Annotated in this window: 22 protein-coding genes and 2 tRNA genes; 17 read left to right on the top strand and 7 right to left on the bottom strand. The window is 65.2% G+C overall.

Annotation, left to right across the window (positions count from 1 at the left end; genetic code table 11):
• Positions 1-45 precede the first annotated feature (45 nt).
• The 5 genes from SVXhr_RS12915 to SVXhr_RS12895 are packed head-to-tail and all read left to right on the top strand — an operon-like array spanning position 46 to position 6,425.
• On the top strand, positions 46-1,179 hold the full coding sequence (locus SVXhr_RS12915; RefSeq protein WP_275737679.1) for a M48 family metalloprotease: 1,134 nt from the start codon (positions 46-48) through the stop codon (positions 1,177-1,179).
• A complete protein-coding gene (locus tag SVXhr_RS12910; protein ID WP_275737678.1) occupies positions 1,176-2,867 on the top strand; it encodes a DUF4129 domain-containing protein in 1,692 nt (563 codons plus the stop codon). Before SVXhr_RS12915 ends, SVXhr_RS12910 begins: the two co-directional genes overlap by 4 nt.
• Positions 2,864-3,661 carry a hypothetical protein gene (locus SVXhr_RS12905; protein ID WP_275737677.1) on the top strand — a complete coding sequence of 266 codons (798 nt, stop codon included), beginning with the start codon at positions 2,864-2,866 and terminating at the stop codon, positions 3,659-3,661. The genes SVXhr_RS12910 and SVXhr_RS12905 overlap by 4 nt, the downstream gene beginning before the upstream one ends.
• Positions 3,658-4,995, top strand: coding sequence for a DUF58 domain-containing protein (locus SVXhr_RS12900; protein WP_275737676.1), 1,338 nt, complete (start codon positions 3,658-3,660; stop codon positions 4,993-4,995). Before SVXhr_RS12905 ends, SVXhr_RS12900 begins: the two co-directional genes overlap by 4 nt.
• Positions 4,992-6,425 carry a hypothetical protein gene (locus SVXhr_RS12895; RefSeq protein WP_275737675.1) on the top strand — a complete coding sequence of 478 codons (1,434 nt, stop codon included), beginning with the start codon at positions 4,992-4,994 and terminating at the stop codon, positions 6,423-6,425. Before SVXhr_RS12900 ends, SVXhr_RS12895 begins: the two co-directional genes overlap by 4 nt.
• A gap of 24 nt (positions 6,426-6,449) precedes the next feature.
• On the opposite strand, the gene SVXhr_RS12890 is transcribed toward SVXhr_RS12895, so the two are convergent.
• The gene (locus SVXhr_RS12890; RefSeq protein WP_275737674.1) at positions 6,450-7,418 is read right to left on the bottom strand and encodes a MoxR family ATPase; all 969 of its coding nucleotides are present in this window, start codon (positions 7,416-7,418) and stop codon (positions 6,450-6,452) included.
• Positions 7,419-7,600: 182 nt separating this feature from the next.
• Here SVXhr_RS12890 and SVXhr_RS12885 point away from each other — a divergent pair, with 182 nt between their 5' ends.
• Positions 7,601-9,472 carry an SLC13 family permease gene (locus SVXhr_RS12885; protein ID WP_345799515.1) on the top strand — a complete coding sequence of 624 codons (1,872 nt, stop codon included), beginning with the start codon at positions 7,601-7,603 and terminating at the stop codon, positions 9,470-9,472.
• Positions 9,473-9,606: 134 nt separating this feature from the next.
• On the top strand, positions 9,607-10,047 hold the full coding sequence (locus SVXhr_RS12880; RefSeq protein ID WP_275737672.1) for a hypothetical protein: 441 nt from the start codon (positions 9,607-9,609) through the stop codon (positions 10,045-10,047).
• Between the two features lie 197 nt (positions 10,048-10,244).
• On the opposite strand, the gene SVXhr_RS12875 is transcribed toward SVXhr_RS12880, so the two are convergent.
• Together SVXhr_RS12875 and SVXhr_RS12870 are read right to left on the bottom strand one after the other, a co-directional pair.
• Positions 10,245-12,365: a bifunctional UDP-sugar hydrolase/5'-nucleotidase gene (locus SVXhr_RS12875; RefSeq protein WP_275737671.1), complete on the bottom strand. Its 2,121-nt coding sequence runs from the start codon at positions 12,363-12,365 to the stop codon at positions 10,245-10,247.
• A gap of 223 nt (positions 12,366-12,588) precedes the next feature.
• Complete coding sequence (locus tag SVXhr_RS12870; RefSeq protein ID WP_275737669.1) at positions 12,589-12,867, bottom strand: pro-sigmaK processing inhibitor BofA family protein; 279 nt, start codon at positions 12,865-12,867, stop codon at positions 12,589-12,591.
• 258 nt (positions 12,868-13,125) lie between these two features.
• On the opposite strand from SVXhr_RS12870, the gene SVXhr_RS12865 reads away from it, so the two are divergent.
• The 5 genes from SVXhr_RS12865 (at position 13,126) to SVXhr_RS12845 (ending at position 15,555) form a co-directional block, all read left to right on the top strand.
• Positions 13,126-13,198, top strand: a tRNA-Pro gene (locus SVXhr_RS12865).
• 560 nt (positions 13,199-13,758) lie between these two features.
• Positions 13,759-13,962 (top strand): antitoxin VapB family protein, encoded by a 204-nt coding sequence (locus SVXhr_RS12860; RefSeq protein WP_008524316.1) that lies wholly within the window; start codon positions 13,759-13,761, stop codon positions 13,960-13,962.
• On the top strand, positions 13,959-14,354 hold the full coding sequence (locus SVXhr_RS12855) for a PIN domain-containing protein (RefSeq protein WP_275737665.1): 396 nt from the start codon (positions 13,959-13,961) through the stop codon (positions 14,352-14,354). The genes SVXhr_RS12860 and SVXhr_RS12855 overlap by 4 nt, the downstream gene beginning before the upstream one ends.
• Positions 14,355-14,503: 149 nt before the next feature.
• Positions 14,504-15,295: a PHP domain-containing protein gene (locus SVXhr_RS12850; protein ID WP_275737662.1), complete on the top strand. Its 792-nt coding sequence runs from the start codon at positions 14,504-14,506 to the stop codon at positions 15,293-15,295.
• A gap of 95 nt (positions 15,296-15,390) precedes the next feature.
• Positions 15,391-15,555: a DUF6757 family protein gene (locus tag SVXhr_RS12845; RefSeq protein WP_275737660.1), complete on the top strand. Its 165-nt coding sequence runs from the start codon at positions 15,391-15,393 to the stop codon at positions 15,553-15,555.
• A 71-nt stretch (positions 15,556-15,626) separates the two neighbouring features.
• Here the strand turns inward: SVXhr_RS12845 and SVXhr_RS12840 are convergent, their stop codons facing one another.
• Entirely contained in the window at positions 15,627-16,412 is a 786-nt protein-coding gene (locus tag SVXhr_RS12840; RefSeq protein ID WP_275737658.1) for an alpha/beta hydrolase, read from the bottom strand.
• A gap of 100 nt (positions 16,413-16,512) precedes the next feature.
• Between SVXhr_RS12840 and SVXhr_RS12835 the strand changes: the two genes are divergently transcribed.
• Positions 16,513-17,259: a DICT sensory domain-containing protein gene (locus tag SVXhr_RS12835; RefSeq protein ID WP_275737656.1), complete on the top strand. Its 747-nt coding sequence runs from the start codon at positions 16,513-16,515 to the stop codon at positions 17,257-17,259.
• 254 nt (positions 17,260-17,513) lie between these two features.
• Positions 17,514-18,662 carry a PQQ-binding-like beta-propeller repeat protein gene (locus SVXhr_RS12830; protein ID WP_275737654.1) on the top strand — a complete coding sequence of 383 codons (1,149 nt, stop codon included), beginning with the start codon at positions 17,514-17,516 and terminating at the stop codon, positions 18,660-18,662.
• Between the two features lie 312 nt (positions 18,663-18,974).
• On the opposite strand, the gene alaS is transcribed toward SVXhr_RS12830, so the two are convergent.
• From alaS to SVXhr_RS14655, 3 genes are all read right to left on the bottom strand, one after another.
• Complete coding sequence (gene alaS, locus SVXhr_RS12825; RefSeq protein ID WP_275737652.1) at positions 18,975-21,743, bottom strand: alanine--tRNA ligase; 2,769 nt, start codon at positions 21,741-21,743, stop codon at positions 18,975-18,977.
• 177 nt (positions 21,744-21,920) lie between these two features.
• Positions 21,921-22,559, bottom strand: coding sequence for a sensor domain-containing protein (locus SVXhr_RS12820; protein ID WP_275737651.1), 639 nt, complete (start codon positions 22,557-22,559; stop codon positions 21,921-21,923).
• A gap of 119 nt (positions 22,560-22,678) precedes the next feature.
• Positions 22,679-24,964: a replication factor C small subunit gene (locus tag SVXhr_RS14655; protein WP_345799493.1), complete on the bottom strand. Its 2,286-nt coding sequence runs from the start codon at positions 24,962-24,964 to the stop codon at positions 22,679-22,681.
• Between the two features lie 224 nt (positions 24,965-25,188).
• Here SVXhr_RS14655 and SVXhr_RS12800 point away from each other — a divergent pair, with 224 nt between their 5' ends.
• The 3 genes from SVXhr_RS12800 (at position 25,189) to SVXhr_RS12790 (ending at position 25,925) form a co-directional block, all read left to right on the top strand.
• Complete coding sequence (locus SVXhr_RS12800) at positions 25,189-25,389, top strand: ubiquitin-like small modifier protein 2 (protein ID WP_275737650.1); 201 nt, start codon at positions 25,189-25,191, stop codon at positions 25,387-25,389.
• Entirely contained in the window at positions 25,389-25,781 is a 393-nt protein-coding gene (locus SVXhr_RS12795) for a GNAT family N-acetyltransferase (protein ID WP_275737649.1), read from the top strand. The genes SVXhr_RS12800 and SVXhr_RS12795 overlap by 1 nt, the downstream gene beginning before the upstream one ends.
• Before the next feature lie 69 nt (positions 25,782-25,850).
• Positions 25,851-25,925 (top strand) — tRNA-Ile (locus SVXhr_RS12790).
• Positions 25,926-26,053 lie beyond the last annotated feature (128 nt).

Below are 26,053 nucleotides of genomic sequence, written 5' to 3'. Positions count from 1 at the left end.
AAAAGCTTTTGCTACCGACACGGCAACCACCGGACACTCCCCTCCATGCGAAACCGAACACGGATCTGTGCCGTCCTCGGGGTCCTCGTCGGGCTGAACGTCCTGTTCGTGGTTGCGATCCTCTGGGCCTACGGCGTGCTGTTGCCTGGGGTCGTCGCCGGGACGATCGTCTTCGCACGTCACGGGACTGTGAGTTTCGACCTCCTCCAGCTTCCCGTCTCCTGGCAGACAGTCGCCGTCCTCGTCGCCGGCTTCCTCGGCGCACAGCTGTACTACGGTTACAAGCGCGTCCTCGCACACACGCAGCGCGGGCGCGAAGACGCGGATCATGCTGTCGCGGGGATCGTCCGCCGGCTGGCGATGACAGCGGACATCCCCGAACCCGGCGTCCGGGTCGTCGACGACGACGAACCGAGCTGTTATACGGTCGGCCGGTTCACCGACGCGACGATCGTCGTGACCACCGGATTGATCGAGCGACTCGACGCCGACGAACTCGCGGCCGTCCTTGCCCACGAGGTGGCACACGTCGGAAACCGGGACGTGACGCTGATGACCGTCACGACGCTGTTTCTGGAGATCGCCGAGCGTGCCTATCGGGCGGCGCGACTCGCACGCCGGGCGATCCAGTCGCCCGGTGACGTCTCCGTCCGTGGGAAGGTCGCCCTCTACTGGTTCCTTCCGCTGGTCGCGCTGACGTACGTCTTCGTCGCGCCGATCCTCTGGCTCTTCCCGACCGTCGCCGACTGGGCGACCCGAACGCTCTCGCACGCCCGGGAGTACGCCGCCGACGCCGCGGCTGCCCACATCACCGGCCGGCCGCTGGCGCTGGCGACCGCGCTCTCCTCGCTGACGGAATCGGGTCACCACACGCCCGAGAAGGACCTGCGGACGACCACGATGCAAGCGCTGTCGATCGTGCCGTCGCCGCTGATCGACAGTCGGGTGGTTCGATCGGTCCCGACCCCCGCCCGACCGCCGGGCGACCACGAGCGTCGCGACCGCTTGCGGGCGTGGCTCGACGGCGAAACGCCGGGGGTCGAAACGGCGGGTGAGCAACGCAGCGGCGCAACGGGACACACCCACCCGCCGGTCGGCGAACGGATCCGCCGGTTGCAGCAACTGGCCGCGGCGGCCGAACGAGATGGTGGAACGGCCGAACGGGAGGGAAAGCGATGACGGACGCCCGCCGCGCGCTGTTCGCGCTGGGAGCCGTCGTCTGCCTGATCGTGGTCGCGAGCGCGCTCCCGGCTGCCGATCCGCGGCTCGACCCGCCCGGGACCGACGGCGGGGACGTCGTCGCCGGGCAGTGGGATTCGGGCGAGCGGAACACGACCGATCCAGCCGCACAGCCAGACGATACCAGTACCGAGCAACAGCCGAGCGACGACGAGGCGGACACCGAACGCGATATCCAGGTCTCCGGGTCGCCGGTGCCGGGGACTCGCCTGACCGTCCGGACCGAGAGTCCCGACCCCTTCGAGACGAACACGATCACCGTCGACGGCGAGGTGGTCGGCGACATCGAGTCGTTCGAAAACCTCGACGTCCGCGTCCCCTATGCCGAGGAGATGACGATCGGGATCCAGGGCGAAGAGACGAGTCGGACGGTCGACATCGAGACGAACGCGACGATCTACGAGCAGTCCGCGGCCGCGCCGAACGGGACGCTGTCGATCACCGCCAGCGTCGAGACGGAGCCAGTCCCCGGCGCGGTCGTAACGGTCGACGGCGAGCGGGTCGGCTCGACGGACAGCGAGGGAGACGCGACGGTCCCGTTGCCGCCCTCGGCAGGGCCAGTCGAGATCGGCGTCGAGCGGGGGCCAGTCACCGCCGAGCGGGTCGTAGACGTCCCCGAGCCGACAGTCTCTTTCGCCACACCCATGCTGTTCCCCGGATTCCCCGCACACGTCGTCGTCTCGGCCGACGGCGCACCTGTCAGTGACGCACGCGTCGAGATCAGCGGTGAGTCAGTCGCCACGACTGGGGGCGACGGCAGAGCGATGGTCTGGTTGCCGGTCGACGATTCGGCGACCGTGAGGGCGACAGTCGGGACGGAATCGGCGACGACGACGGTCGGCAACCTGTACTTCCGGCTGGCGGCCGTGGTCGTGATCGTCCCCGGACTCGTCATCGGCGGCGTCCTGACGTACCTCAAACTCGCCGCGCTCCGGCAGCGACGCCGTGCCAAAGGCGTCGTCGCCGTCTTCGTCGGACTCGCCGGCGTCCTCGAAGGGCTCTCCGGCGCGATCGGTCGCCTGCGCCGTTCGCTCGCCGACTGGCCGAAGTCCGTCGCGTCGATCGGCCGTCCGTCGTTGTCCGGACTCGGTGGGTGGCGCTTGCCCGCCATCGGAACCGCGATCTCGATGCCGTCGCTGGGTGGGATCGCGGTGTCACTGCCGTCGTTCGGCTCGCTTCGAGACGCCGTCAGCGGCTCGCCGAACGGCTCCAGCACATCGCGTTTGGGCCCCAATCGGCTCGTCGAGTGGCTCAACGGCGACGATAGCGAGGAAGCCGACGATGTCGTCGAAGAGCCCACAGACACGGACGAGCCCGCCGTCTCGCTCACCCCGAGAGAGGAGATTCGGGCGGCCTGGCACGGGTTCGTCGACCGGCTCGACCTGAGTCGCCGCGAGACGGTAACGCCCGGGAGAGTCGCTCGCCGGGCCATCAGAGACGGGTTCCCCGCCGACAGCGTCCGGCGACTCCTCGCGATCGTGCGTGAGGTCGAGTACGGCGGGCGAGAGCCCTCACCCGATCGCGTCGCCAGCGCTCGGGCGGCGGCTGGCGACCTGATCACCTTCGAGGACGACGAGGAGGACCCACCGGGAGCGGAGGACGGCTCGACAGGGGTGAGCGGAGAATGAGCGCTCTCAAGTCACTGATCGACACAGTAGGTCGCTTCCGTCCCGAGAACCCGGAGCGCGTCGGCGTCGGCGTCGTCCTCGTCGGTGGGACCGCGGCCGTCCTGACGCTACTCGTCGGGAGTTTCGTCGCCGTCTCGGGCACGCTGCTGGGCGTGTTACACGGCCTGGCAGTGTTGTTGCCGCTGATCGGGACGGCCATCGTTCTGGTGACGGCCTGGTGGGGGCTGAAAGGAGCAGTGACTGAGGAAACCCGACCCGACCCGCTGGTCGACGGTGAGCCGCCGGAACGTGGCAGCATTCGGTCGGTTCGAGACGTCTCCGCCGGGAATCCGATCGAGCAGGCGGCGACCGACCGGTATCGCTGTCAACGCGACGAGGCCGAAACGGACGTCCGGAGCCGATTGCACGACGGGGCGATCCGGACGCTGGTCGCGAACAACGGCCTCGGACGGGAAGCCGCTCGGGACGCGATCCGGACGGGCGAGTGGACCGACGACCCTGTCGCGGCCGCGTTTCTCTCGCCGACAGTTTCGCCGCCCCTCGCCGAACGACTCCGCGGCGCGATCGACCCGGGCGCAGCTTACACCCGCCGGGTTCGACGCACGCTCGCGGCGATCGAGGCGATCGGCGCGACGACGCCCGGCGAGACGGCGGAGACAGCGTCCGACGCGGAGCCCTCCGCCGAGCAGACGGAGACAGCGTCAGGCCCAGAGCGGGCCGCCGAGACGGCGGGGACCACGGCGGAGAGCGGCACAGACCGCACGAATGCAGCCGTTCAGGAGGGGGCGCGATGACCGGGCGCACGGTCGATCGGGTCGGGCGCTCCGAGTCGGCGTTCGCGGCGACGCTACTCGTCGCCGGGATCGGGTTCGTCGCCGGGAGTCCGTTCCTGCTCGTCGCCGCGACGGTGCCGCTCTGGTACGCCGCCGCGAGCGTTGTCGGCACCGAGGAGGACGCGACGGTTCGGGCCACTCGGGAGGTCGCCGTCGACGGTTCCGGCGGAGACAGTGACTCGACGGCGAGCAGCGACGAGCCGCTCGCTGGCGATCCGGGCGACGTCGTCGCCGTCCGGACGACCGTCGAGAACGCCGGTTCGGAACCGATCGTCGACCTTCGGGTCGTCGACGGCGTCCCGACGGAACTCCCGGTCATCGAGGGGACGCCACGGGTCTGCGTGAGTCTCGACGCCGGCGAGGCCGTGACCCTCGAGTACGACCTGGAACTCCAGCGCGGCGAGCACACCTTCGACCCGGTGACCGCACGGACGCGGGACCTCACCGGGACCGTCGTCGAGACCTGGGACGTCGCGGCGACCGGGGCGGACGCACTCAGTTGTGAGCCACCCATCGAGTCGGTGCCGCTGCGTGATGGGGCCAACGACTTCGCCGGCACGGTACCGACCGACGACGGGGGCAGCGGCGTCGAGTTCTACGCCGTGCGGGACTACGAGCCGGGCGACGCCGTGGGCTCGATCGACTGGCGTCGCTACGGCCGGACGCGAGAGTTGACGACCGTCGAGTATCGCGCCGAGCGGGCGACCCGGATCGTCTGTCTCGTCGACGCACGGCACAACCAGTTCCGCGGGGCGTCCCGGGACCGACTTGCCGCCGCCGAACTGTCGACCGACGCCGCAGAGCGAACCGTCGAGACGCTCGTCGAGGCTGGCCACCCGACCGGGGTCGTCGCCGTCGCCGACGACGACCACGCCGCCGTCCCGCCGGGAACCAACTCGGGGACCCGGGAAGCCGCCGCGACGTTGCTCGAGTCGGCACGATCGAGCGAGCGTCTCACCAACAGTCGCTTCTGGCACTTCGGCGTGGCCACGGACCCGTTCGGGGAGATCGAACCCTCGCTGCCCGGTGAAGCACAGCTCTACCTGTTCTCGTCGTTCGTCGACGACAGACCGGTCGAACTGGTCGAGCGTCTCCGAACCCGGGGATACACCGTTCGCGTCGTCTCGCCGGACCCGGTCGACGGCGAGGGGCTCGAGCGCCGGTTCGAGGCGGTCGTCCGCCGAACCCGACTCGCCCGTGCCCGGTCTGCGGGGGCCCGCGTCGTCGACTGGGACCGGACGCGACCGCTCGGAGTCGTCCTGCAGAACGCGATCAGTGGGGTGAGAACACGATGACGGCGCGACACGATCGGGACGGTGAGCACACGACAGCCACCCTGGATCCACGGATACCGGAGCCGATCGGCGCGGCGGTCGTGATCGCCGCGATCGCCGGCGTGCTGTCGCTTGGGATCCACGCCCCCCTCGCGATTCCAGGGGCAGTGCTCGGCATCGGGCTGGTCGTCGGAATGGCCGGACTCACGCGCTCGTACTGGCGGATCGGGCTTACGACAGGCCTGTACGTCGCGATCGCCGGGGGTAGTGTCGGACTGGTCGGCGTCGGCGTGACGGGGGCGGACCCGATGGCCGGTGTCCTGGCCCTGGTCGCGATCGTGATCGGCGCTGGGGTCGGGCTGCTCACCGTCGACGGGCTCACGCCACAATCAGTCGGACGCGGGGGAGTGGCAGCGATGTACGGTGCGGTCGCCGCGACGGTCTGGGCGGCGGTGGTACTCGCCGTCGAGACGGCCGGCGGCGTCGGGGCGGCGGTGTCGGAGCTGGTGTGGCTCGGCGGGACGGGCAGCCTCGGGCTCAGAGTTTCGATCGTCCTCGCCGCACTCGCAGTCGCGGCGAGTGCGTTCGCGATCCCGCCCGCTGCGCTCACTCGCCCGGAGACCTTCGGGCGGTATCGGACGATCAGGAGAGGGGCCGTCGTCGGACTCGCAATCGCCACGGTGGTCCTCGCCGGCGGGGCGTCCGTGAGTCGGTACGTCCCCGGGATGGCCGACGTCGTTGGGGCCCTCGCCGGGAGCGCGGTCGTTCGCGTGCCCCTCGCCGTCACGATCGCGACCGGGACCGCGCTCGCGGCCGTCGGAGCGGTCGTCAGGGAGATATGGTCGCGGGCGAGCACGCAGCCGAACCTCGCCGTGCCGATGCTCGCGGGCGCGCTCCTCGGCGTCGGCGGCTTCGTCGCCCTCGCAGTCTCGTTCGGCGTCGCGACGGGGGAGATGCTCTCCGTTCTGGTGGGTACTGCCCTGGTCCTGGGTGTCGGCGGCAGCTTCGCGTGGGCCTACGGTGTCGAACGCACCGACGACGCGAGGGGCGCAGCGCTCTCAGCCGCGGCGACGATCGCCGTCGCGATCGCGCTGGGGATCGGCGGGATCGTGACCGGTGCGGGCGTCGAACTCGAACGCGGGTTCAGCGTGGCGGCCGCACTCGAAGCGACCGCGGCGCTGACCCTGTTCGCCACGGCCGCGTTCGTCACCGACGTCGGCAAGTACGGTCGAATCCTCGGCTGGGAAGTCGGTCGCGACGGGGCCAGACCTCTCCCGCAGTTCGTCCGCGTTGGCTGGAGTGGAGCGATCGCCGTCGCGGGGTTCGTAGTCGCGGCCCTCGGGTTCGTCGCCGCGACGCTGTTCGCACCTGTCCTCTCGGCCCCGGCGATGCTGGCCGTCGTCCTCGGACTGGGCGCAGTACTGCTCGGAAGCTGGTTACTGTTCGGCTGAGGAACAGCGCTACTCGAACGCCGGCTACTGTTCGGCTGCGGGCTCGTCCATCGCCGGCACCGAGACCGTCCCGAGGACCGACTCGACGATGGACCGTCGGGAGACGCCTTCGACACTGGCCTCCGGCGTCAGGACGAGCCGATGGGCGAGCACGGGGCGGGCGATCCGGCTGACGTCGTCGGGAACGACGAACTCGCGACCGTCGAGAACGGCCCGGGCGCGAGCGGCCTCGAACAGCCGCTGGACGCCGCGCGGGGAGACGCCGACCTCGACGCGGCCGTCCTCGCGGGTCGCCCGACAGAGGTCGGCGATGTAGTCCCGAACCGGATCCTCGACGGTGATCGTCCCGGCTTCCTCCTGGAAGTCGAGGACGGCCGCTCGATCCACGACACGATCGACCGTCGGGTCCGGGTGGTCGCGATCCGCGCGGCGGTCGATCAACTCGCGGGTTCCATCGGCGTCGGGGTAGCCCAGCGAGGTCTTGATCATGAAGCGATCGCGCTGGGCCTCGGGGAGTTCGAAGGTCCCCTCCTGTTCGACGGGGTTCTGGGTTGCGATGACGACGAAGGGCTCCGGGAGGGCGTGAGTTTCACCGTCGACCGTCACCTGGCCTTCCGCCATCGCCTCCAGCAGCGCCGACTGGGTCTTCGGCGGCGCGCGGTTGATCTCGTCGGCGAGGACGACGTTCGCGAACACCGGGCCGGGGGTGAAGTGGAACTCCTCGGCCCCCTCTTCGAAGATGTACGACCCGGTGATGTCGGCGGGCATCAGGTCCGGCGTGAACTGGATCCGGGAAAACTCCAGGCCCAGCGCCGTCGCGAAGGAGCGTGCGGTCAGTGTCTTTCCCGTCCCGGGGACGTCTTCGAGGAGGACGTGGCCGCGGGCGAGAATGGCGGCGGTGACCTCTTCGAGGACCGTCGGGTCGGCGATGACCGCCGAGCGGATCTCGTCGATGACCGCCCGGACCGTCTCTGCGGTGTCGGGGACTGCCATGCGTGTGTCGCCTCGCCACATCGACATAAAGTTCCTGATTGCGAACACGATTCCCGGCGGCGTGCTGGCGATGGAGACGACCGGATAGCAAGCAGTGTCTGGTCGAAGGCAGGTGGGACAGAGGTGGCTTTTTGTCCACAGGCGACTGTGTGACGGACGTGCTAGGTGGGCTGGACCCCGGGATGGTGATCGTCTTCGCGATCATCCTCGCGGCACTGGTACTGTTCGCCACGGAGGCCGTCCCGGTCGACGTCACGGCCATCGGGATCATGATCGCACTGCTGGTCGTCGAACCCGTCTCGACGATGCTGGTCGAGTGGGGCGTCCTCGAGTCGGCCGTCTACGTCCTGCGCGCGCCGGGCAGCGAGGTGACGGCCGTCGAGCGCGGCCTCTCGGGGTTCGCCAGCGTCGCGACGATCACCGTCCTGGCGATGTTCATCCTCAGCGCCGGCGTGCGACGGACCGGCGTGATCCAGATCCTCGGCCGGAAAGTCGGGGCGTTCACCGGCGAGGACGAGACCCGGCAACTCGGCGCGACCGTCGGGATCGTCAGCCCGATCTCGGGGTTCATCAACAACACCGCCGCGGTCGCCATCCTCCTGCCGATGGTGACCGACCTCGCCGAGAAAGGCAAGACCTCGCCCTCGAAACTCCTCCTGCCGCTGTCGTATGCCTCGATGTTCGGCGGGACGCTCACGCTGATCGGCACCTCGACGAACATCCTCGCCAGCGACCTCTCGGCCCGGCTGGGCCGCGATCTCGGCATTCCGGAGCTTCACGCCTTCTCGATGTTCGAGTTTACCCACCTCGGCGTGATCATGATGGCCGTCGGGCTGGTGTATCTCATGACGATCGGGCGACAACTCGTCCCAGCCCGGATCAAACCCGCCGAGGACCTCACCAGCGAGTACGACATGGCCGAATACCTGACCGAGGTCGTCGTCCGCGATGATTCGCCGGTCGTCGGCCAGCGCGTCGGTGAGGCCCTCGAGGGCACGGACTTCGATGTCGACGTTGTCCAGTTGATCCGGGAGGACGCGGTCTTTCTGGAGCCACTGGGCCAGAAGGTGATCCAGGCCGGCGACGTCTTCGCGCTCCGGACCGATCGGGACACCCTCGTGGAGCTCATGGACGTCGACGGGTTCGACCTGCTGGGCGACGTGGCCGTCACTGACACCGAATTGGAGGCCCCCGAGGAAGGCCACAACCTGGTCGAGGTCGTTGTCGCCCCCGGATCGTTCCTGGTCGGCGAGACGCTCGCGAGCGCGAACTTCCGGCAACGCTACGACACGACCGTGCTCGCCCTGCGCCGCGGCGGGGCCGTCATCCGCGACCGGATGGATCGAACGCGACTCCGGGTCGGCGACACCCTGCTCGTCCAGGGGGCGACCGACAGCATCGACCGCCTCAACAACAACCGCAACTTCATCGTCGCTCAGGAGGTCGACCGACCCGACTACCGCGAGTCGCGGATCCCCGTCGCGATCGGGATCGTCGCCGCCGTCGTCGGCCTGGCGGCACTGACCCCGATCAACATCGCCGTGGCGGCGCTGGCTGGCGCGCTCGGGATGGTCCTCACCGGCTGTCTGAAACCCGCCGAGATGTACGACGCCGTCGAGTGGGACGTCATTTTCCTGCTCGCCGGCGTGATTCCGCTGGGGATCGCCCTGGAGGTCACCGGCGGCGCGGCACTGCTCGCTGACGGGATCGTCGCCGTTGCCCCCTCGCTCCCGCCGATCGTCGTCCTCGGGCTGATCTACGTCGTGACGGCGCTGCTGACGAACGTCATCTCGAACAATGCGAGCGTGGTGTTGATGATCCCCGTCGCCGTCGAGGCGGCCGTCGCGCTCGGAGCCAATCCCTTCTCGTTCGTGCTCTCGGTGACCTTCGCCGCCTCGACGGCGTTCATGACACCCATCGGCTACCAGACGAACCTCTTCGTCTACGGGCCCGGCGGCTACGAGTTCATGGACTACGTGCGGGCGGGAGCGCCCCTGCAAGCGATCTTCGCCGTCGTCACGACGCTCGGAATTGCCCTCTTCTGGGGGCTGTAACGTCGATTGGGGATGTCAAACAACGTAACGGCGGGTGGGTTCACGGGATCAGTAACCGACGACGCTGGGACGTATACATACCTATATAGCATTCATAGTAACTATTACCCAAATCCCTTCTCTGCATCAGTCTGATGCCCTCCATTACTCGACGAGCCTTCCTGGGTAGTTCGAGTGCGGCGCTTGCCATCGTCGGTGGCTGTATAACGCAGGGATCCGCTTCGACTCCTGCTCACTGGGTGACCGTCTATCTAGGTGAACGCGAGGAGAGCCACGACGTCAGCGTGACGGTCAAAAACGGGAGTGGGGACGTACTCTTCGCGAAAGACTACCGTCTCTCGGATGCCAACGAAGCCGACGAGGACGCCCCGTTCGAGGCATCGACCGACCCCGAGACAGTCACCGTGTCCGTCGACGGAACCCGGTTCGAACGTGACTGGCCCGGCTTTGAGCAACCCGAGTTGCCCTGCGATGACCCGAATCGCGCGGGCATCGAGCTATGGGTCGAGAACGGGACCGACGGCTCGCCCGGAATCCGAATGGAAGCGGATTGTCAACACGTGACGATGGATTGATGGGATCCACAGACAACTCAGTCCGCTACCTGTTACGAGCGCTCGAGATGAGCAGGTCAGAATGTAGCCAGTCGATGAAGCATCGTGAATAGCAAAGAGACCGAAGAACGCCACGTCGAGGTACCGGATGCCGGATCGACGGGGCGACTCAAACTGCCTGCAGCACCGAATGTGGTAGTGGGTCCTGTCTTCGAGCCTCAGTAGATCGACCGGAACAGCGCGAGGACGTCGCCGGCGTCGACCGCCCCGTCGTCGTCGAAGTCGAAGGTGTCGACGTTGCTCTGGACGGCCGGGCTGTTACGGTTGTTCAACAGCGTCCGGACGTCGGTGACGTCGACCGTCCCGTCGCCGTCGACGTCCTCGGCCAGGCCGTCGCCGTCGTGGTCTTCGGAGACGTCAGGGCCGAGTGCGGGGCCGGCCTCAACCGCGAGCGTCGCGTCGGCGCTGAGCACCGAATCGTCGTGGCCGTTGCGGACCGCGTCGACCTCGCTGTCGGCGTAGTGGCCGTAGACTGTAACGGCGTCACTCGACGCCGAGAGGCTCTCTAAGGCAGCCGTCTCGACCGTGACGGTAAGCTGGCCGTCGGCCAGCGTCGCGTCCGCGACGGCGACCGTCTCGGAGTCCTCGTTCATGACCGTGAACGTCGACGCGTTGATCGACTCGACCGCGTCAGGGACGTCGTAGGTGAGGGTCGTCATTTCGCCCTCGGCCGCGATCGAGGGGGCCTCGAGGGATCGGGTGACCCGCCGGATCCGGTCCTCCTCGGGCGGCGTGATCGTCCCGCGTTCCTCGATGTAGTGCACGACCGCGGTGCCATAGAGGGTGTAATCCTCGTCGACCGTCGGCAGGTCGGCGAGGTCGTCCCAGCCGGCCATGTAGGAGTTGACCGTGACGTCGTAAGTGTCGTCCATCGCGATCGGGTCGCCGTCGACGTAGACATCGCCGATCGCCGAGGATGCGCCAGGCCGGTCAATGAACTCGTAGGTCACGCCGCCGACCTGTAGCTGGGGCTGGCTGCCGTAGTCATCACTCGGGGGCGTGACCTGGCTGTCCAGAAGGTCGAGGAGCTGTCGGCCCGTCATCTCCTTGGTCACGAGCGTGTTGCCGAACGGCAGGGAGGTGTAGACATCGTCGTAAGTGATGTTCCCGTCCTCGATCACGAAGTTCCCGCGAATGCCACCCGCGTTGGTCACCGCGACGTCGCCGCCGGTCTGTTCGAGGAACGCGTCGCCGATGATCCGCCCCCAGCCCGTATCGTCGGCGTAGTTCGCGCTCGTCGAATCCAGTGCTTGGGTGGTCTCGCCGGCGACCCGCGAGAGTTGCTCGGCGAAGCCCGCTTCGACGACACTCCGGGCCGACTCGTTGACCGTCCAGTTGCCCTCACCGAGGTCGTGGAGACGGCCGTCAGTGAAGCCGACGCCGTTCTCGCTGACGGAGAGGTTGACCTCGCCGAGGTGGCCGGCCTCACCGCCCGCCTCCACGATGACCGATCCTGACGTGACTTCCGGCCCGTAGGTGACCTCGTCGTCACCGGAGACGATCACGTCGATGTTGTCCGTCTCGTTGGCGAGTTCGCGTGACTCGGGAATGCCGGTGTGGGTGAGCGCCACGACGACGTCGACGTTCTCCTCTTTCTCCAAGGTCTCGGCGACCTGGCTGCCGGCGTTCGAGAAGTCAGTGACTTCGTAGCCTTCTTCCTCGAAGTCGACGGCCGTCTTCGGCTTGACGGCGTCGTCGACGAGGCCGAGGATGCCGATTTTCACGCCGTCGCGTGTGACGGTCGTGTAGTTCTGCGTGCCGGGAACGTTCCCGCCGTCCGCGGCGCGGATGTTGGCGACGAGCCACGGGAACTGGGAGGTGTCGCTGACGTTCGAGACCGGTTCGAACCCGTAGTCGAGGTCGTGGTTGCCGACGACCTCCGCGGCCGGGTTCAGGACGTTCAAGACGTCGACCGGGACGCGCCACTGCGAGACCGCCGAGAGTGAACTCGGGCTGATCTCGTCGCCGCCGCCGACCACGAGCGTCGGATTGTCGAGTGCGGCCTTGCGGTCGTTGATCGCGCCGACGAGCGTCCCCATCGCCTCGCTATCGGCCATCGCCGTCTGGACGTCGTTGTACTGGATGATCGTCAGGTTGGTCCCGTCGCCGGGATCGACCGACTCGTTGAGGTCGGCCGGCTCGGTAGTCGGGGCGGCTGCCGCTGTGACACCGCCCGGACCCACGGCCGCGCCAACGGCCATCAGTGCCATCGCCATCACAACCAACGCGGCGACTTGGCGTCCTCCCGCCGTTCCCGACGATTCAGGTCGTCGTGACATATCCATCTGTTTTCCGCTCCGTCAGGGACAAAAGCCTTTCCGTGAAACGGCTTTAGAACTCTCCATAGACTATTTAATACGATATAAAGTCGTTTCTCTATAGATGGCTTCGTCTCTCATCGGATCGCTCCCGATGGCTATGGACGCCTATTGAGCACTGCTCGCGGAGAGGGAGATCGTCGCGAAGAGTCGCCTGTGGTCGATCACTCCAGTACTGACAGGGTCAGAATGCCGCGATGATCACGGCGGGGACGAACGCGACCTCCAGCACCGACAGCAGGATCACAACGATTGCGCCGGGCAAGCCCCCGATGGCGACGATCAACAGCACCAGCGGCGATATCGCCACTTCCAGTCCGAGTGCCATCTCGGCGACGAGGAAAACGACGAGGCCGATCACCGCGTTCCAGACGAACGGCTTGATTGCCTTGACGATCCAGTACGCGCCAAAGACGACGCCGAGGACGACCACCAGCGCCGCGACTTCGATACCTGTTACCATATCTGTACTTCTACGTGACGTCGTATGTGCTTTCTGGCCAGTGAGATCGAAAGAGGGATTGAACGGGGAGACTGTCGGTAGAAACCGCGTGAAAGCCCCGGACCGTTCGAGTCGGGAGGCTCGCCCATTTCAGTCCCTCCCGTGTCTCCTGGTCGGGCAGCTGGTGTGGGTGAGGCTTTCACGCTGTCTCCGGTGGTCTCGACTCTAGCAATATTACGAACGAAACGCTTTACCTCGCGTCGTCGTAATTGTGGGTACGGGACCGTGGGGTAGCTTGGTATCCTTGCGGCCTTGGGTGCCGTTGACCTCGGTTCAAATCCGAGCGGTCCCATGCTTCTGCGAGGAACGGACGTGACGAGCGAAGCATGCAATAGCGAGGATTTGAACCCTGGAAGTCACGCGCAACGAGCGAAGCGAGTGAGCATGTCTTCCTCTGGTTCAACATCCGAGCGGTCCCATACCACCTTTTTACGGCGTCGGGTGCGCCTGCGGCGCACCACTCCTTGTAAAAACGTGGGCGAAAAACGTCCTGCTCGCGAGCCGACGGCTCGCTCGCAGTGAAACGCGCTCGCTTCGCTCACGGTTCCACCGTTCGCGTTTCCGAGACGCTCCCCCCGGTCGCGTCTCGCTTCGCTCGCGCGTACGCTCAACTGATCCCAGTCGTCAGCTCCTCTTCAAAAATATTGCTCTCCACCGTCTAGGCGTGGGGACCGAAGCGTTTCCCTCCGAGAAGTCGATCGCGTCTTTCTCGGCGTCGGAGAGCCCGACCTGGCCGGCCGATGTCGGCGACGGCTTCGAGAGTTAGTTCGACCAGGGCACCTGAGCCATCGTTTTTCTGCCGGTTGAGTGATCGGCGAAACACCTACAACCCTGTATAATTGAATTATACATATGGGAAGCACAATCCGCGTGTCCGACAACACAAAAGAACTCCTCAACCGGCTCAAGCAGGAAGACGAAACGTACGATGAGTTGCTCTCGCGACTCGCCCGCGAAAGCGATACGATGAATCCTGGCGTCTGGGACGAAGACCAGGTAGACGCCGCTCGAGAAGTTCTCAAACAGTCCCGGAAGAGTTTCGAGCCTCACCGATGAGTTTTCTCGATACGTCCGTCATCATCGACTACTTGGGCGATGTCGACGACGTAGTCGCGTTCGTTGACGATCAAGATACGCTTCTCACCTCGAGTATCTGCGTCTTCGAAGTCCTCGTCGGCGAGGTCCACGCGCCCGGCCCGACCGATATCTACCAGCGACGCCAGGACTTCGGCCGCGTGCAGGCCATAGAGTTCTCCGAGACTGTCGCGATAGAGGCGGTGCGATTGCAACAGGAGATGATGGCAGACGGGGTACAACTGTCTCCCCGGGATATGATGATCGCTGCGACGGCACGCTCGACGGGAGCCGAGCTGGTCGTCGCCGATTCGGACTTCGATGTCGATCCCCTCAGGGAGTACATGAACGTCCGCGATTTGCGCTCGGAGTAGTGGCCGGTTCTCGGCACATTGCCGGACGGAATGAATCTCGACCACTACCCGCGCAAACCCAAACGATAGGTGCGACGGGGACCAACGTTTCAATATGCCAGACGGCAGGACGTGTTCCGAGCGAGCGACAAGGGGGCCACCCACCAGCGATGATCGTCGCTGACCTCCACGTCCACACGACGCGATCCGATGGGACACTTCCACCCGAGAAAGTGCCCGAAGCCGCCCGAGAAGCCGACCTCAGGGCAGTCGCCGTGACGGATCACGACCGCCTTCCACCCGTCGACGCGCCGGTCGTCGAACGCGACGGCGTAACGGTGATCGCCGGGATCGAACTCCGGGTGACGACCGGCGATCAGCGACTCGATCTCCTCGGATACGGCATCGATCCGACGCCGGCGCTTCGTGCGGAAACCGAGCGCCTGCAGCGCGACCGTATCGAGCGCGCCCGGAAGATCATCGACTGCGTCGAGGATCGCCTCGGCGTCAACCTGGATCTCGACGTGCACCCGGGTGTCGGCCGGCCGCACATCGCGCAGGCAGTCGCCGACAGTCACGACCACTACACCGTCCAGGACGCCTTCGATCAGCTCATCGGCACGGACCAACCCTGTTACGTCGCCCGCGACCTCCCCACCGTCGAGCGCGGGCGGGCGCTGCTCGAGGAAGCAGCGGCGCTAATCGGCCTTGCCCACCCGCTCCGGTACGACGATCCGGACGCCGCGCTGGCGCACGCTGGGAGTCTCGATGCGATCGAACGGGAGTATCCTTACGAGAGGGCGGTCGATCGAACGCCGGTCGACGACGCGATCGCCACTCACGACCTCCTCGCGACGGGCGGAAGCGACGCCCACGGGGAAACACTCGGGGCGGCGGGGCTTGGACGGGCGGGCTACGAACGCGTCTGCACGGCCCTGGACGCAGTGGTGTCCGGGACGTGATCGGGGTCCGCTGCTCACCGGGACAGCGCCGACCGTCAGCCGTTCGTCAGACGATAACGGTGGCTTGAATGTCTCTGGATTCATAGGTTCGGGATATGCAGTGTCACTACTGCGAACGGGAAGCGGACGTGGCGGTTGAAAAGGGGGACATCACAGTGGGGGTCTGTGAGGAACACTTTCGCGAGCAGATGGCGGAGTTGGCCGACGGTGAGTGGCTCGAAACCGTCCAGGACGATCTCGATGTCGAAGGGATCGAGTGACGGGGGCGGCCCCATCGCCGGCAGGGTTCGAAGTCTCACCTGATTGCCTGCCAACCCACCGGTAGCACTCGCTATCGTTCCCGCTCCGCGTGTTCGTCGAGCCACGCGAGTAGTTCGTCGGAGACGGTCGCACTCTCGCTGACGAAAAAGAGGTGGCCACCTTCGACGCGACGATGCTCGCCGCGCGGGAGACGATCGGCGAGCGCCGCCGTCGCGTCGGGATCGACCACAGCGTCCGCAGTGCCGCTCATCACGAGCGTCGGCGTCGTGATCTCGTAGAGATCATCGAGAGACGCCCCGAGCCACGCCGCCTGCTGGTCGCGCCACCGGGCCGGTTCGGCGTCGTCTGCCGCTCGCCACTCGGCGATCCGGGCGATGACGTCCGGGTGGGCCTCCGGGACGCCGGGAGCGAACGCCGTTTCGAGCGACTTCTCCAGCGCGTCAGGATCGTCCGTCGGGGCGGCCATGGCCGACAGCGCGTCCTCGTCAACAGCGTCCCCTGGAGCCGTCCCGAGGATCGTGAGGCTCGCCACCCGGTCGTGGTGGCGGGCGTATTCGAGAGCGATGACGCCTCCCAATCCGGCACCGACGAGGTGGACACGCCGCGAATCGACGGCGGTGACGACTGCCGCGAGATCGGCGACGAGCGACGGGAGCGTGTACGGGCCCTCGGGCGCGTCGGCGTCGCCGGTTCCCCGAAGATCCCAGACGGTTGCCTCGTAGGGGCCGGCGACGGCGGTGTGCTGGTAGCTCCAGAGCCACGCGCCAAAGCCGACGTCGTTGACGAAGACGACGGCCGGGCCGGAGCCAGTAGTGTCGTATCGGAGGCTCACGCCATCGGTATCGACTGTCGGCATGTTCCAGCAGTGCTTGCGGTCGGAGAAATGGCTACCGATCGCAGCCGAATCGTTGCGGCGACCACCGAAGCTATATCCCCGGCTACCCAACCGGGTGCCAATGGGGATCTCTTCGTTTATCGACGCCGTCGAGGACCGGGAGAAGACGGTGACAGTCCTCAATCGCGAGTCAGTCGATCCGCTCTATCGAATGCTCGAAGGGATGTTCGAGGACGATAGCGTCTCGATTACCGAAAGCCAGGACCCCGAGGCACCGGGCGACGTCGTCCTCCTGCGGGACCAACAATCCGGCTCGCTGGCGATCTCACAGCTGGGCGAGATCAGCGAGACGCTGTTGCTGGTCAACTCGGATCTCTACGTGACCGGAACCGTCCCCCTCGAAGACGTCGAGACGCCGGAGGTCGTCGCGCACCTCTCGGACGTGACCTTCACCGTCGCGGACAAACAGAAATTTCTGCTGATCCATATCTCCAGGCACATCGAATCGCTGGCGCTCGAAACGGACGGCGGCGTCCTCCACTCGTCGTTCCAGCGGCTCTCACGGTTGCGCGACGAACGTGGGACTGCGGCGGCATACGAAACGCTCGCTACGTCGGCCGTTGAGACCCACGTCTACGGCGTCGACGACTGGGACCCACCGGCATTCGCCGACGAGTTGACCGTCCACGCCGGCGACACCCCGGAGCTCCGGGACTCGTGGTTCGTCGTCCACGATGGCGACGGCGACGAGGATCGCATGGCTGCCCTCGTCGCCGAAGAGGTCGGGCCGAACGAATACCGCGGGTACTGGACCTTCGAGCCGGGACTGGTAAAAGAGATTCTCGGATATCTCGAATCCACGTACTAAACTGCAGTCAGATAGATTCCGTGGCGGAAGTGACGGGCGAACCGCGACCTCAAATATACGAAACTATTCGTTATCAAAAAACATATCGTCGTGAGGTTTCTACGGTCAGTATGCGCGATTTTTCGTCGTCTCGTCGGGCGTTTCTGACTGCCGCCACGGGGGCTGTAGTCGGGCTCGCCGGCTGTAGTACGTTGGCTACCGAGCCAGATCCGTGTCATCCGGTCTCGTTCGATCCAGCGCCGACTGACTGGCCGATGGCGAACCACGACATCGGCAACACCAACCGAGCGATCGACGCTGCCGCCCCGGATCGACCACTCACGGAACGGTGGCGGCAACCGCTCCCGGAGCGAGACGCCAGTCACGCCGGTCCTGGGCCAGTCGTCGCCGGGAACCGGATTCTGGTCGTCTGGACGAGAGAAGATGGCAGTGACTCTTCGACTCGGATGCTCGTCACGTACGATCTTTTCACGGGGGAACCGGGATGGCAGGTAGCATTGTCCCCTGACCAGGGACCCTTCGATTCGGCATATCTCACAGGGGGCCGACTGCTTCTTGACGACGGAAACGGGAGTCTTTCAGGATTCGACCCGACCGATGGGACCAAACAGTGGAACACGACGCTATCGGGACTAGATAAGTCCAAAAGCGAAGCGAGCAGACCCATTCCGTCCGATAATCGTCTCTACGGGATTCGCTATAGCGTTGAAGCCGACGGATCCCCGAACGATGCAGTCCTGACGGCACTCGGTAAGGAGGGCAATGTCTGCTCGAAGACGACACCGACCTTTGACGACTTCGTCAGCGTGGCTGCCGCCGGACACGGCCGACTCTACTTCGGCGGGAGTGAAATCCACTCGTACGACCTGCAAGCGGACGAGTTCATTTGGCAACGATCGGGTCCGACGAGAGCAGAATCCCTCGTGGTCGGTTCGGACCGCATCTTCGTCGGCTGGACACGATCCGGTGATCAAAGCGGTGCCATTGGCGCGTACGATCCAACTGATGGGAGTGTCCTGTGGGAGCGAACCGGCGACGAAACGACCCGACCCTACTGGCCACAAACGATGAGTGTCGGCGACGAGACCCTCCTGGTGGGCGAGCAACTGGGTCCTGACGGGTTCCAGATTGTCGCGCGGGTGGCAGCAACCGGTGAGCAGCTGTGGTCAGTCGAAACGTCCCGGACGGCAACGCCCGTGATCGCGGACGACGTCGTCTACGTGGCGCAGGACGATTCGGAGATCGGTCCGAGCCTCGGGCTATACGACCTCGAATCCGGGCAGGAGATCGCCCGACATTCGCTTCCAGCGATCGCGTCGGATCCTGTCATCGCGAGTGGTCACGTCCTCCTCATTGCCCGTGACAGCGAATACGGTGACTTTCAGTTGGTCGGGTTCAGATAAGTACATCTAGTTTCACGATCGCGATACGCACGTAGTGGCGGCGCTTTTGACTGAATCAAAAAGGGGTGAAAATCGGGGGGTGAAAGCACCGTCTGTGAACTGCAACTCCGGGGGATGGAGTCATGGTGCCTCTGACATTGTGGGGGGATTGGGCCGGCGTGCCGACCCACTCGGTCATTGTTGGCCGGTACTTGTAAAGGGGGGAGACAATTTACTCAGCGTGAATAAACCCCCGCGCTACACCGGCCACACGGAGTCAGCAATCGGAACGCGAGGTGATGGACGCCGCGCGGAAGCCGTCTGTCGATGGAGTTAGTTTATAACCTGTCGTAGCACGGCCGGGGCCGCCTCGAGTGCGTCGTCGAGCGCCTCGGCGTCGGGGCCGCCACCCTGTGCGAAGTCCGGCGGACCGCCGCCGCCTCCACCGACGCGGTCGGCGAGTTCGCTCACGACCGCGCCGGCGTTGACGCCGGTACCCTCGGGGGCAGCCACGACGAACTGTGCGCCGTCCACACCCGAACCGACGACCGCGACCGACCCCGATTCGGCGATCGCATTGGCCGTTGCCCGCAGTTCGTCCATCCCGCCATCGACCCGCTGGATCACCGCCGTCGTTCCGCCAACGTCGACTTCCTCGCCCCCGCTATCACCCGACGCGCGTACTTCGGCGAGTTCCGCCTGTAACTGCTCGATCTCCTTACCGCGCGCTTTCCACTCGGTAAAGAAGCGTTCGGCCGTCTCCGGGACGTCCCACGGATCGACATCGAACGCCTCGGCCGCCGCGTAGAGGGCGTCCTCGGTCTCCTGGGTTGCCTCGATGGCAGCCTCGCCGGCGGCGTACGTCAGCCTGACGACGCCGTCCTGGATGCGCTCGGTCGAGTGGATCTTGATCGCCCCGACTTCGCCGGTCCGGGAAACGTGAGTTCCGCCACAGGCCTGGACATCGTCTTCGACGTGGATGAGCCGGATCTGTTCGCCGGCCGGGATCCCGCCCTGGTAGAGGTCAAAGCCGTACTCGGCTTCGGCCTCGTGGCGGTCAGGCCACTCCTGGGTGACTGCGGCGTTGTCGGTGACGATATCGTTGGCGACCCGCTCGATCTCCTTGACCTCCTCGCGGGAGACCGGTTCGTAGTGACGGACGTCGATGCGTGCCGAGTCGGTCCCTTTCTGTGCACCGGCCTGGCGGATGTGGTCGCCGAGAACCTGCCGGGCAGCGTGGACGACGATATGGGTCGCTGTGTGGTGGGCCATGAGTCGGCGTCGCCGCCGGCCGTCGATCTGTCCGCGGACGAACTCGCCCGTGCCCGGATCGGCGTCAGTTCGGTGGAGGACAACGCCATCACGGATCTGGACATCGGTCACGTCGACCGTCCCGTCGTCCGTCGAGAGCGTACCGTGATCCGGCGGTTGGCCCCCACCTTCCGGGTAGAACATCGTCTGATCGAGCACCACATCGTAGCCCTCGGCGCGCTCGATGACGTCGAGGACGACGGCTTCGAACTCGGTCCGGGTCTGGTCGTCGTAGTAGAGCTTCTCGGTGTCCGGGAGCTCGAGCAGTCGATCGTCCCGGTCGGTCTCCTCGGTCGACCCGGGGCCCTCGGCGTCCTCGTGGCGCTCGGCGACCAGCGAGTAGAAGTCCTCCGGGGCGTCGACATCGACACCACGATCGGCGGCGATCTCCTCGACCGTCTCGGCCTGGATGCCGTGACTGTCGTAGAGTTCGACGAGTTCCGCGGCCGGGATCGGCTCGCCGGAGTCGGCGTACTCCTCGGCCAGCTGTTCGACGCGTCGGTGGCCACGGTCGAGCGTCTCGCGGTACTTCTCGACTTCCGTGCGGACGATGTCACGGATCGTATCGCGGTTGTCGTAGTCCAACCGCTCGGCCTGCATGTCGACGAGTTCGTCCATCGGCGCGTCGACGCCGACCTCGTCGACCAGGCGTTTGGTGCGCCGGAGGACCATCCGCGCGAGATAGCCCGTCCCGACGTTGCTCGGGACGATCCCGTCGCCGAGCATGTACGCGAGCGTCCGGCTGTGGTCGGCGATCGCGTAGATGGATTCGAGGGGTTCGACGAGTTCGCGGAGGCGGTCGGTCGCGACGCCGATCTCCGCGGCGATGTCGTCGCGGGCGGCCTCGACGTCCTCGGCCTCGTCGATGTCCATCCGACCGGAGAGCTTCGCCGCTTTGTGGACGATCTCCTCCTCCTCGGCGGTGTGTTCGATCCCCGCGTTGTCCGTGAGAAAGTCGATCATGTCGGGGTAGACGGCCTCGTAGACCGTCGGCGTGCCCTGTGACATCCAGGTCCAGCGTTCGAGCCCGTAGCCGGTGTCGATGACCCGGCGATCCATCCGGCTGTAGGTGTTGCCGTCCTTCATCTCGAAATCGCCGTCCGGGTCGCGCTCGAACTGCATGAACACGAGCGTCGCGAGTTCCGCGCCCTCGTAGATCACCTCGAAGGCGGGTCCGGCGTTGCCGCCGCCGACCCAGGGGTCCTCGATCAGCGTCACAGCCTCGCGGTCGGCACCGACCTCGGCGAGCAGATCCATACAGTACTCGACGCATTCGTCCTTCCAGTAGACCTCGCCCTCGTAGGCGTAGTCAGTGCCCTCGTCGGCGTTGAACGCGTGATGGCCCATCATCTCGAAGGCCATGGTGTGTCGGCCGGTGACGCCGACGTTGTCGATGTCCTGCATCCGGATGCAGGGCTGGCTCACGGCGAGGGGGTTCGCCGGCGGCGGTGACGCGCCGCTGGTGACGTGTGGCTGGAAGTCGTAGATCGACGCCTGGGTCAGGAGGACGTCCTCCCGCCAGCGGTTGGCCGCGACGGGATAGGGATCGATGCGCTCGTGGTCGTGCTCCTCGAAAAAGGAGAGAAATTGCTCGCGCATCTCGCCGAGTTCGAATGCCTCGTCGAATCCTGGATCGTCGATGAAGCTATACTCGTCACAGGGAGGTTCGCCACAGGTCTCCCGCGCGTCGTCGAGCGTCCAGAAGTGATCCCCACACTCCACACACTCCTTGCGATGGAACCCGTGCTCCTCGAAGTATTCGAGCCGGTATTCCTCCTCGAGATCACTCATTCGTTGCCTGTATTGTGGCCCGTCCGGCCCTAAATCAGTTCCGAAGGGGCTGTTCGGGCAGCTAACGGTGTCCGTGGGCCGAAAACGGACGCTCCAGCCGCGTCATTGTTTCGTACCTGGCGGTTTCGGGGACGCGGTGATCGAAGACGTCTGAGACACACGCAAGCGTCGGTCTGGCTACTCGACAGGCGTCAACAAGGTGCGTGTGAACCGCTCCATGGCCGTGCCGAGCAGATCGAAGACGTGCAACGAGAACGCCCAGAGCAACACGCCGACTGGAACGGCAAGCAGTGCCTCCGAGAGCGATCCCAGGTGCCACCAGGGCCCGAACTGGAAGAGTTGAACACCATCGTAGTGCAACGGTGCGGTCACCAGCGCGAGCGAAAGGGCTGTGAGCGTCACGGCGACGGTGAACTGGATCACGCCGACTGGCAGCCGAACCAGCGCAAAGGCACACGCGCGCCAGGTCTGCTCATCGGTACACGCATTCCGAACGTGGGAAATGGGCTCCGACGGGGAGGTATCCAGCTGCCGAGGGGACTGGATCGTCTCGTCGAGGAATGTCGCGGCCAGGCGTGCCTCGACTATCGCGAAGACACGCAAGAGGACGACCGTCCCGGCGAGGATTGCGATGCCGACGAACAGAATCGAGAGAGTGAGTCCGAGCGAGACACCGATCACGACGCCGAGAAACGAAAGGATGCCGAGCGGAAAGCCCAGCACGTGGTACACGAGCCGTTTGTACGGCCCGGGATGGAGGACAATACCGAGACCGTCGTCGGAGACGGAGGGGGACCTGATGTCGAAGGCGGACATCGACTGTACATGTCAGTTTCTGTTATGAAAAAACTATCGGATGGAAGAATACCGGATGAAACCGCCGCCTGTCGCCGCGTCTCACCGCAATTTTTCCGCACCAATTTTTTATATTTCTGTCAGTCACGGCCGTCGAGCGCGAGTGACGCGAGCAAGGCCTCAAGCTGGATTCGTTCGCTCGCGCCCTCGGTGATCCGATAGTCGGCTTCACCGACACGATCGAGGACGCGGACGGCCGCCGCATCCGAGAGGTCGAACTCCCAGACGGTGCGGTGCAGCTGGTCGATGATGTCGCCGCCGGCGATCCCTTCCTCGGTCAACAGGGTGTCGAGACGCGACCGGGCAGCAGTGAAGTCGCCGTCGAGCGCGAGGTCGACCATCTCGCGGATGTCTTCGGGCCGGGCTGTCGACGTAATCTCGAAGACCGCTTCCTCGTTGACTGTATCGCCGGACATCGACGCAGCCTGGAGCCCGTTGATCGCTTTTCGCATGTCGCCGCCGGCGACGTAGACCAGCGCCTCGATCCCGTCCTCGGTAACGTCGATGACTTCCTCTTGGGCGATCTGGCGGATCTGGGCCTCGACGGCCTCGTCGGCGAGCGGCGAAAAGCGGAAGACGGCACATCGAGACTGGATCGGATCGATGATCTGACTGGAGTAGTTACACGAGAGGATAAAGCGGACGTTGTTCGAGAACTGCTCCATCGTCCGGCGAAGCGCTGACTGGGCGTCGCTAGTATTGTGGGTCAAAATCCCATTGGCGAGCATGAAGTTCGGCGTCCCCTCCATGCTGATGTTGTACGCCTTCCCACGATGGCTGTATTCGATATTTCGAACCGTGATCGTTTCCACGGCTTCCAGTCCACCGTCGGTCACGAGAGCAGGTTCGAACTCGTCTCTCTCGTAGTGTTCGTGATGCGGAAGTTCGCCGTCCCCGACGACGACAAACGTGTACTCCTCACCGTACGTTTCCAGGAATTCCTTCACCTTCTCGGTCTGGCCCCACAACTTGGCGGAGCCTTTGACCTCCACGACGGTATCGCCGATAAGGAAATCGGGATGGAACACTGATTCGGAGAGTTCAAACTCCGGTTCGTACTCGTATTCGACGCCTGCATCCTGCAACGCCTTCGCGACCTCGTACTCCCAGTCGGATCGGACGAGATGGCCGAGTTCGTCGCTGTGTCTGATGTTCCCGCCGGTTGGTTCGTGCCCCTGCAACGCTTCCGAAACCTTCTGTGCGACCTCGGGGTCACGCATCGGGTTGTTATCGCCGGTGATGTCACAGACCGGGTACTCACACGCCTCGGTCGCTTTTTGGACGATTTCGTCTTTCCTGTCCTCGTCCAGATTCGCCCACCACTGCGCGCTCGACCGACCGATCCTTTCTTTCACCGCTTCGGGGTCGGCGTCAACGACCCACTCGTCCCACGAAGTCCCGGATCGTTTCTCGCTAAGATTGTCACAGAAGCGTTCGATGCTTTCTTCGTCCATTTCCCAGACGGAGACACCGTGGAAATCGCCCCCGTAGTTCGGGTTGTCTTCACCTTCAAGTCTCCCGTCGGAGAGCTTCTCAACGATTTTCTCGCGCCGCTCGTCGGACCACTCCGTTCCGTACATCGGATTGTTGGTCCCTTGCATCTCGCGGCTGTGTCCCTCGTCCTTGCAGGAAACCGAACAGAACCGTCCCGCGGTCCAGTCGCTACAGGATTCACACCGCGAAACGCCGATGTCGTCTTTGAAGTCCGCGATCTCGTCACCCGGCTCCAGTTCCTGTAGCTCTTTCTCGACGAGTTTCCCACCTTCATCGACCACGAAAAACGGATGCGAGAGGCTCGCCTGGACGGTCCGTCCGTCCGCAAGTTCGAGTTCAAAGAAATCTGCGATGCCCGAATCGACACGGTGTCCCTTGTCGGATTGGATCTCGTTGGTCTCGAAATCGACGGATGGAATCGGCTCTCCGTCTTCCGCCACGTCTTCGATATTTTTTACCTCCGGTTTTGACGGATATCCCGTAACAACCTCAGTTCCAGGCGGCACGCACAGTGCGTCGGCCTCATCGAGGAATATAATTCGGTAGTCATAGCCGCCAAAAGAAGTACGCGCGAAGCTCTTGACCCGGTCGCGGACGACGTCGATCCCGCGTTCGTCGCTCGCGTTGAGTTCGAGGAAGTTCTCCTCCCAGTCCTCGCCGTAGAGTTCCCGTGCGATGGCGGTCGCAGCGGTCGTCTTGCCGACGCCGGCCGGCCCGGCGAACAGCATGTGGCTGAGATCGTTGCGTGAGACGTAGCTGCCCAGTCGCTCGACGATGGCCTCGTGGCCCGCGATGTCTTCGAGGGTTTGTGGGCGGTACTTCTCGATCCAGACTTCCTGCCGACCCGCCCGGGTTGACTCGGCCTCGCTCATAGACGATGGATGGGTCCCGGGTGGGATAAAGCATGCGAGGTCGACCGACCGTCGTGAGTGAAACCTCGACAAATGCGAACGGAGAGCTGAGCGAACCGTGGCTGCGAGGTCGCGTGATGCGAGACCGAACGAAGCGGAGGCTCGCTACGTGTGAACGGGCCGTCCGGCTCAGAGACAGTAACGAACCCCGAAGCGCTCATGGTCACGCACGCGAACGAACGGATATGGAGGTCACGGTGGAGCTGGTCGACGAGGCCACGCGCGAGTTCGACATCGAGCCGGGGACGACCTACGGCGAGTTGCTCGCGGACTTCGACGTGAGTCCACACGAGGTGTCGGTGCTCGTCGACGGACGGCCGGTCCCGGAGGACCAGCCAGTCGAGGCCGAACACGTCCGCGTCGTCCGGCTGATCAAGGGTGGCTGATGGCGATTCGCACCGCCCAGGATGGCGATCTCGTCGGTGTCTTGAACGTCCTCGACGGGGCCGACCTAGCGACTGACCACGACCAGGTACAGACAGCCATCGAGCGTGGGGATGTCTTCGTTGCTGTACCGGACGAGGATCGGGACGGTTCGCCAGTCGTCGGTGCGGTGGTACTCGACGGCGAGGAAATCGTGAACGTGGCCGTGCGCCGGCGACGTCGGGATCAGGGGATCGGGACCGCGCTCGCCGAGCGAGCGATGCAGGAGCGGGAACGACTCGTCGCCGAGTTCGATACCGATGTGCGGCCGTTTTACGAGTCGCTGGGGTTCGACATCGCGGCGGCGGGTGACGGGCGGTGTCGAGGCGTGTGGCGGTTGGGCGACGGCGGATAGATGGAAGGGACGGGTCGCGGTATTCGGAGACGGTACAGTTTAGTTCGCGGACGGAAAAAGCGGGGATGAGGGCCCGTATCTCAGTCTGGTTAGAGAGAGCGGCTCATAACCGCTTCGTCCTTGGTTCAAATCCGAGCGGGCCCATACAGCGTGCCGCGAACGACAGTGAGCGGCCGCTGTATCACCACCGAGGATTTGAGCCCTGGAAGTCACAGCCCGCGCAGGACCGGAGGTCCGAGCAGGAATGTCTTCCTCCGGTTCAAATCCGAGCG

The sequence above is a fragment of the Halorhabdus sp. SVX81 genome, assembly GCF_029207715.1.
GTDB lineage: Archaea > Halobacteriota > Halobacteria > Halobacteriales > Haloarculaceae > Halorhabdus.
This window is presented reverse-complemented; position numbering and strand designations above follow the sequence as displayed.

Coding starts and splice junctions, on each gene's coding strand:
- SVXhr_RS12915 (WP_275737679.1), top strand. CDS start 46: ATGCGAAACCGAACACGGATCTGTGCCGTCCTCGGGGTCCTCGTCGGG.
- SVXhr_RS12910 (WP_275737678.1), top strand. CDS start 1,176: ATGACGGACGCCCGCCGCGCGCTGTTCGCGCTGGGAGCCGTCGTCTGC.
- SVXhr_RS12905 (WP_275737677.1), top strand. CDS start 2,864: ATGAGCGCTCTCAAGTCACTGATCGACACAGTAGGTCGCTTCCGTCCC.
- SVXhr_RS12900 (WP_275737676.1), top strand. CDS start 3,658: ATGACCGGGCGCACGGTCGATCGGGTCGGGCGCTCCGAGTCGGCGTTC.
- SVXhr_RS12895 (WP_275737675.1), top strand. CDS start 4,992: ATGACGGCGCGACACGATCGGGACGGTGAGCACACGACAGCCACCCTG.
- SVXhr_RS12890 (WP_275737674.1), bottom strand. CDS start 7,418: ATGGCAGTCCCCGACACCGCAGAGACGGTCCGGGCGGTCATCGACGAG.
- SVXhr_RS12885 (WP_345799515.1), top strand. CDS start 7,601: ATGGTGATCGTCTTCGCGATCATCCTCGCGGCACTGGTACTGTTCGCC.
- SVXhr_RS12880 (WP_275737672.1), top strand. CDS start 9,607: ATGCCCTCCATTACTCGACGAGCCTTCCTGGGTAGTTCGAGTGCGGCG.
- SVXhr_RS12875 (WP_275737671.1), bottom strand. CDS start 12,365: ATGTCACGACGACCTGAATCGTCGGGAACGGCGGGAGGACGCCAAGTC.
- SVXhr_RS12870 (WP_275737669.1), bottom strand. CDS start 12,867: ATGGTAACAGGTATCGAAGTCGCGGCGCTGGTGGTCGTCCTCGGCGTC.
- SVXhr_RS12860 (WP_008524316.1), top strand. CDS start 13,759: ATGGGAAGCACAATCCGCGTGTCCGACAACACAAAAGAACTCCTCAAC.
- SVXhr_RS12855 (WP_275737665.1), top strand. CDS start 13,959: ATGAGTTTTCTCGATACGTCCGTCATCATCGACTACTTGGGCGATGTC.
- SVXhr_RS12850 (WP_275737662.1), top strand. CDS start 14,504: ATGATCGTCGCTGACCTCCACGTCCACACGACGCGATCCGATGGGACA.
- SVXhr_RS12845 (WP_275737660.1), top strand. CDS start 15,391: ATGCAGTGTCACTACTGCGAACGGGAAGCGGACGTGGCGGTTGAAAAG.
- SVXhr_RS12840 (WP_275737658.1), bottom strand. CDS start 16,412: ATGCCGACAGTCGATACCGATGGCGTGAGCCTCCGATACGACACTACT.
- SVXhr_RS12835 (WP_275737656.1), top strand. CDS start 16,513: ATGGGGATCTCTTCGTTTATCGACGCCGTCGAGGACCGGGAGAAGACG.
- SVXhr_RS12830 (WP_275737654.1), top strand. CDS start 17,514: ATGGCGAACCACGACATCGGCAACACCAACCGAGCGATCGACGCTGCC.
- alaS (WP_275737652.1), bottom strand. CDS start 21,743: ATGAGTGATCTCGAGGAGGAATACCGGCTCGAATACTTCGAGGAGCAC.
- SVXhr_RS12820 (WP_275737651.1), bottom strand. CDS start 22,559: ATGTCCGCCTTCGACATCAGGTCCCCCTCCGTCTCCGACGACGGTCTC.
- SVXhr_RS14655 (WP_345799493.1), bottom strand. CDS start 24,964: ATGAGCGAGGCCGAGTCAACCCGGGCGGGTCGGCAGGAAGTCTGGATC.
- SVXhr_RS12800 (WP_275737650.1), top strand. CDS start 25,189: ATGGAGGTCACGGTGGAGCTGGTCGACGAGGCCACGCGCGAGTTCGAC.
- SVXhr_RS12795 (WP_275737649.1), top strand. CDS start 25,389: ATGGCGATTCGCACCGCCCAGGATGGCGATCTCGTCGGTGTCTTGAAC.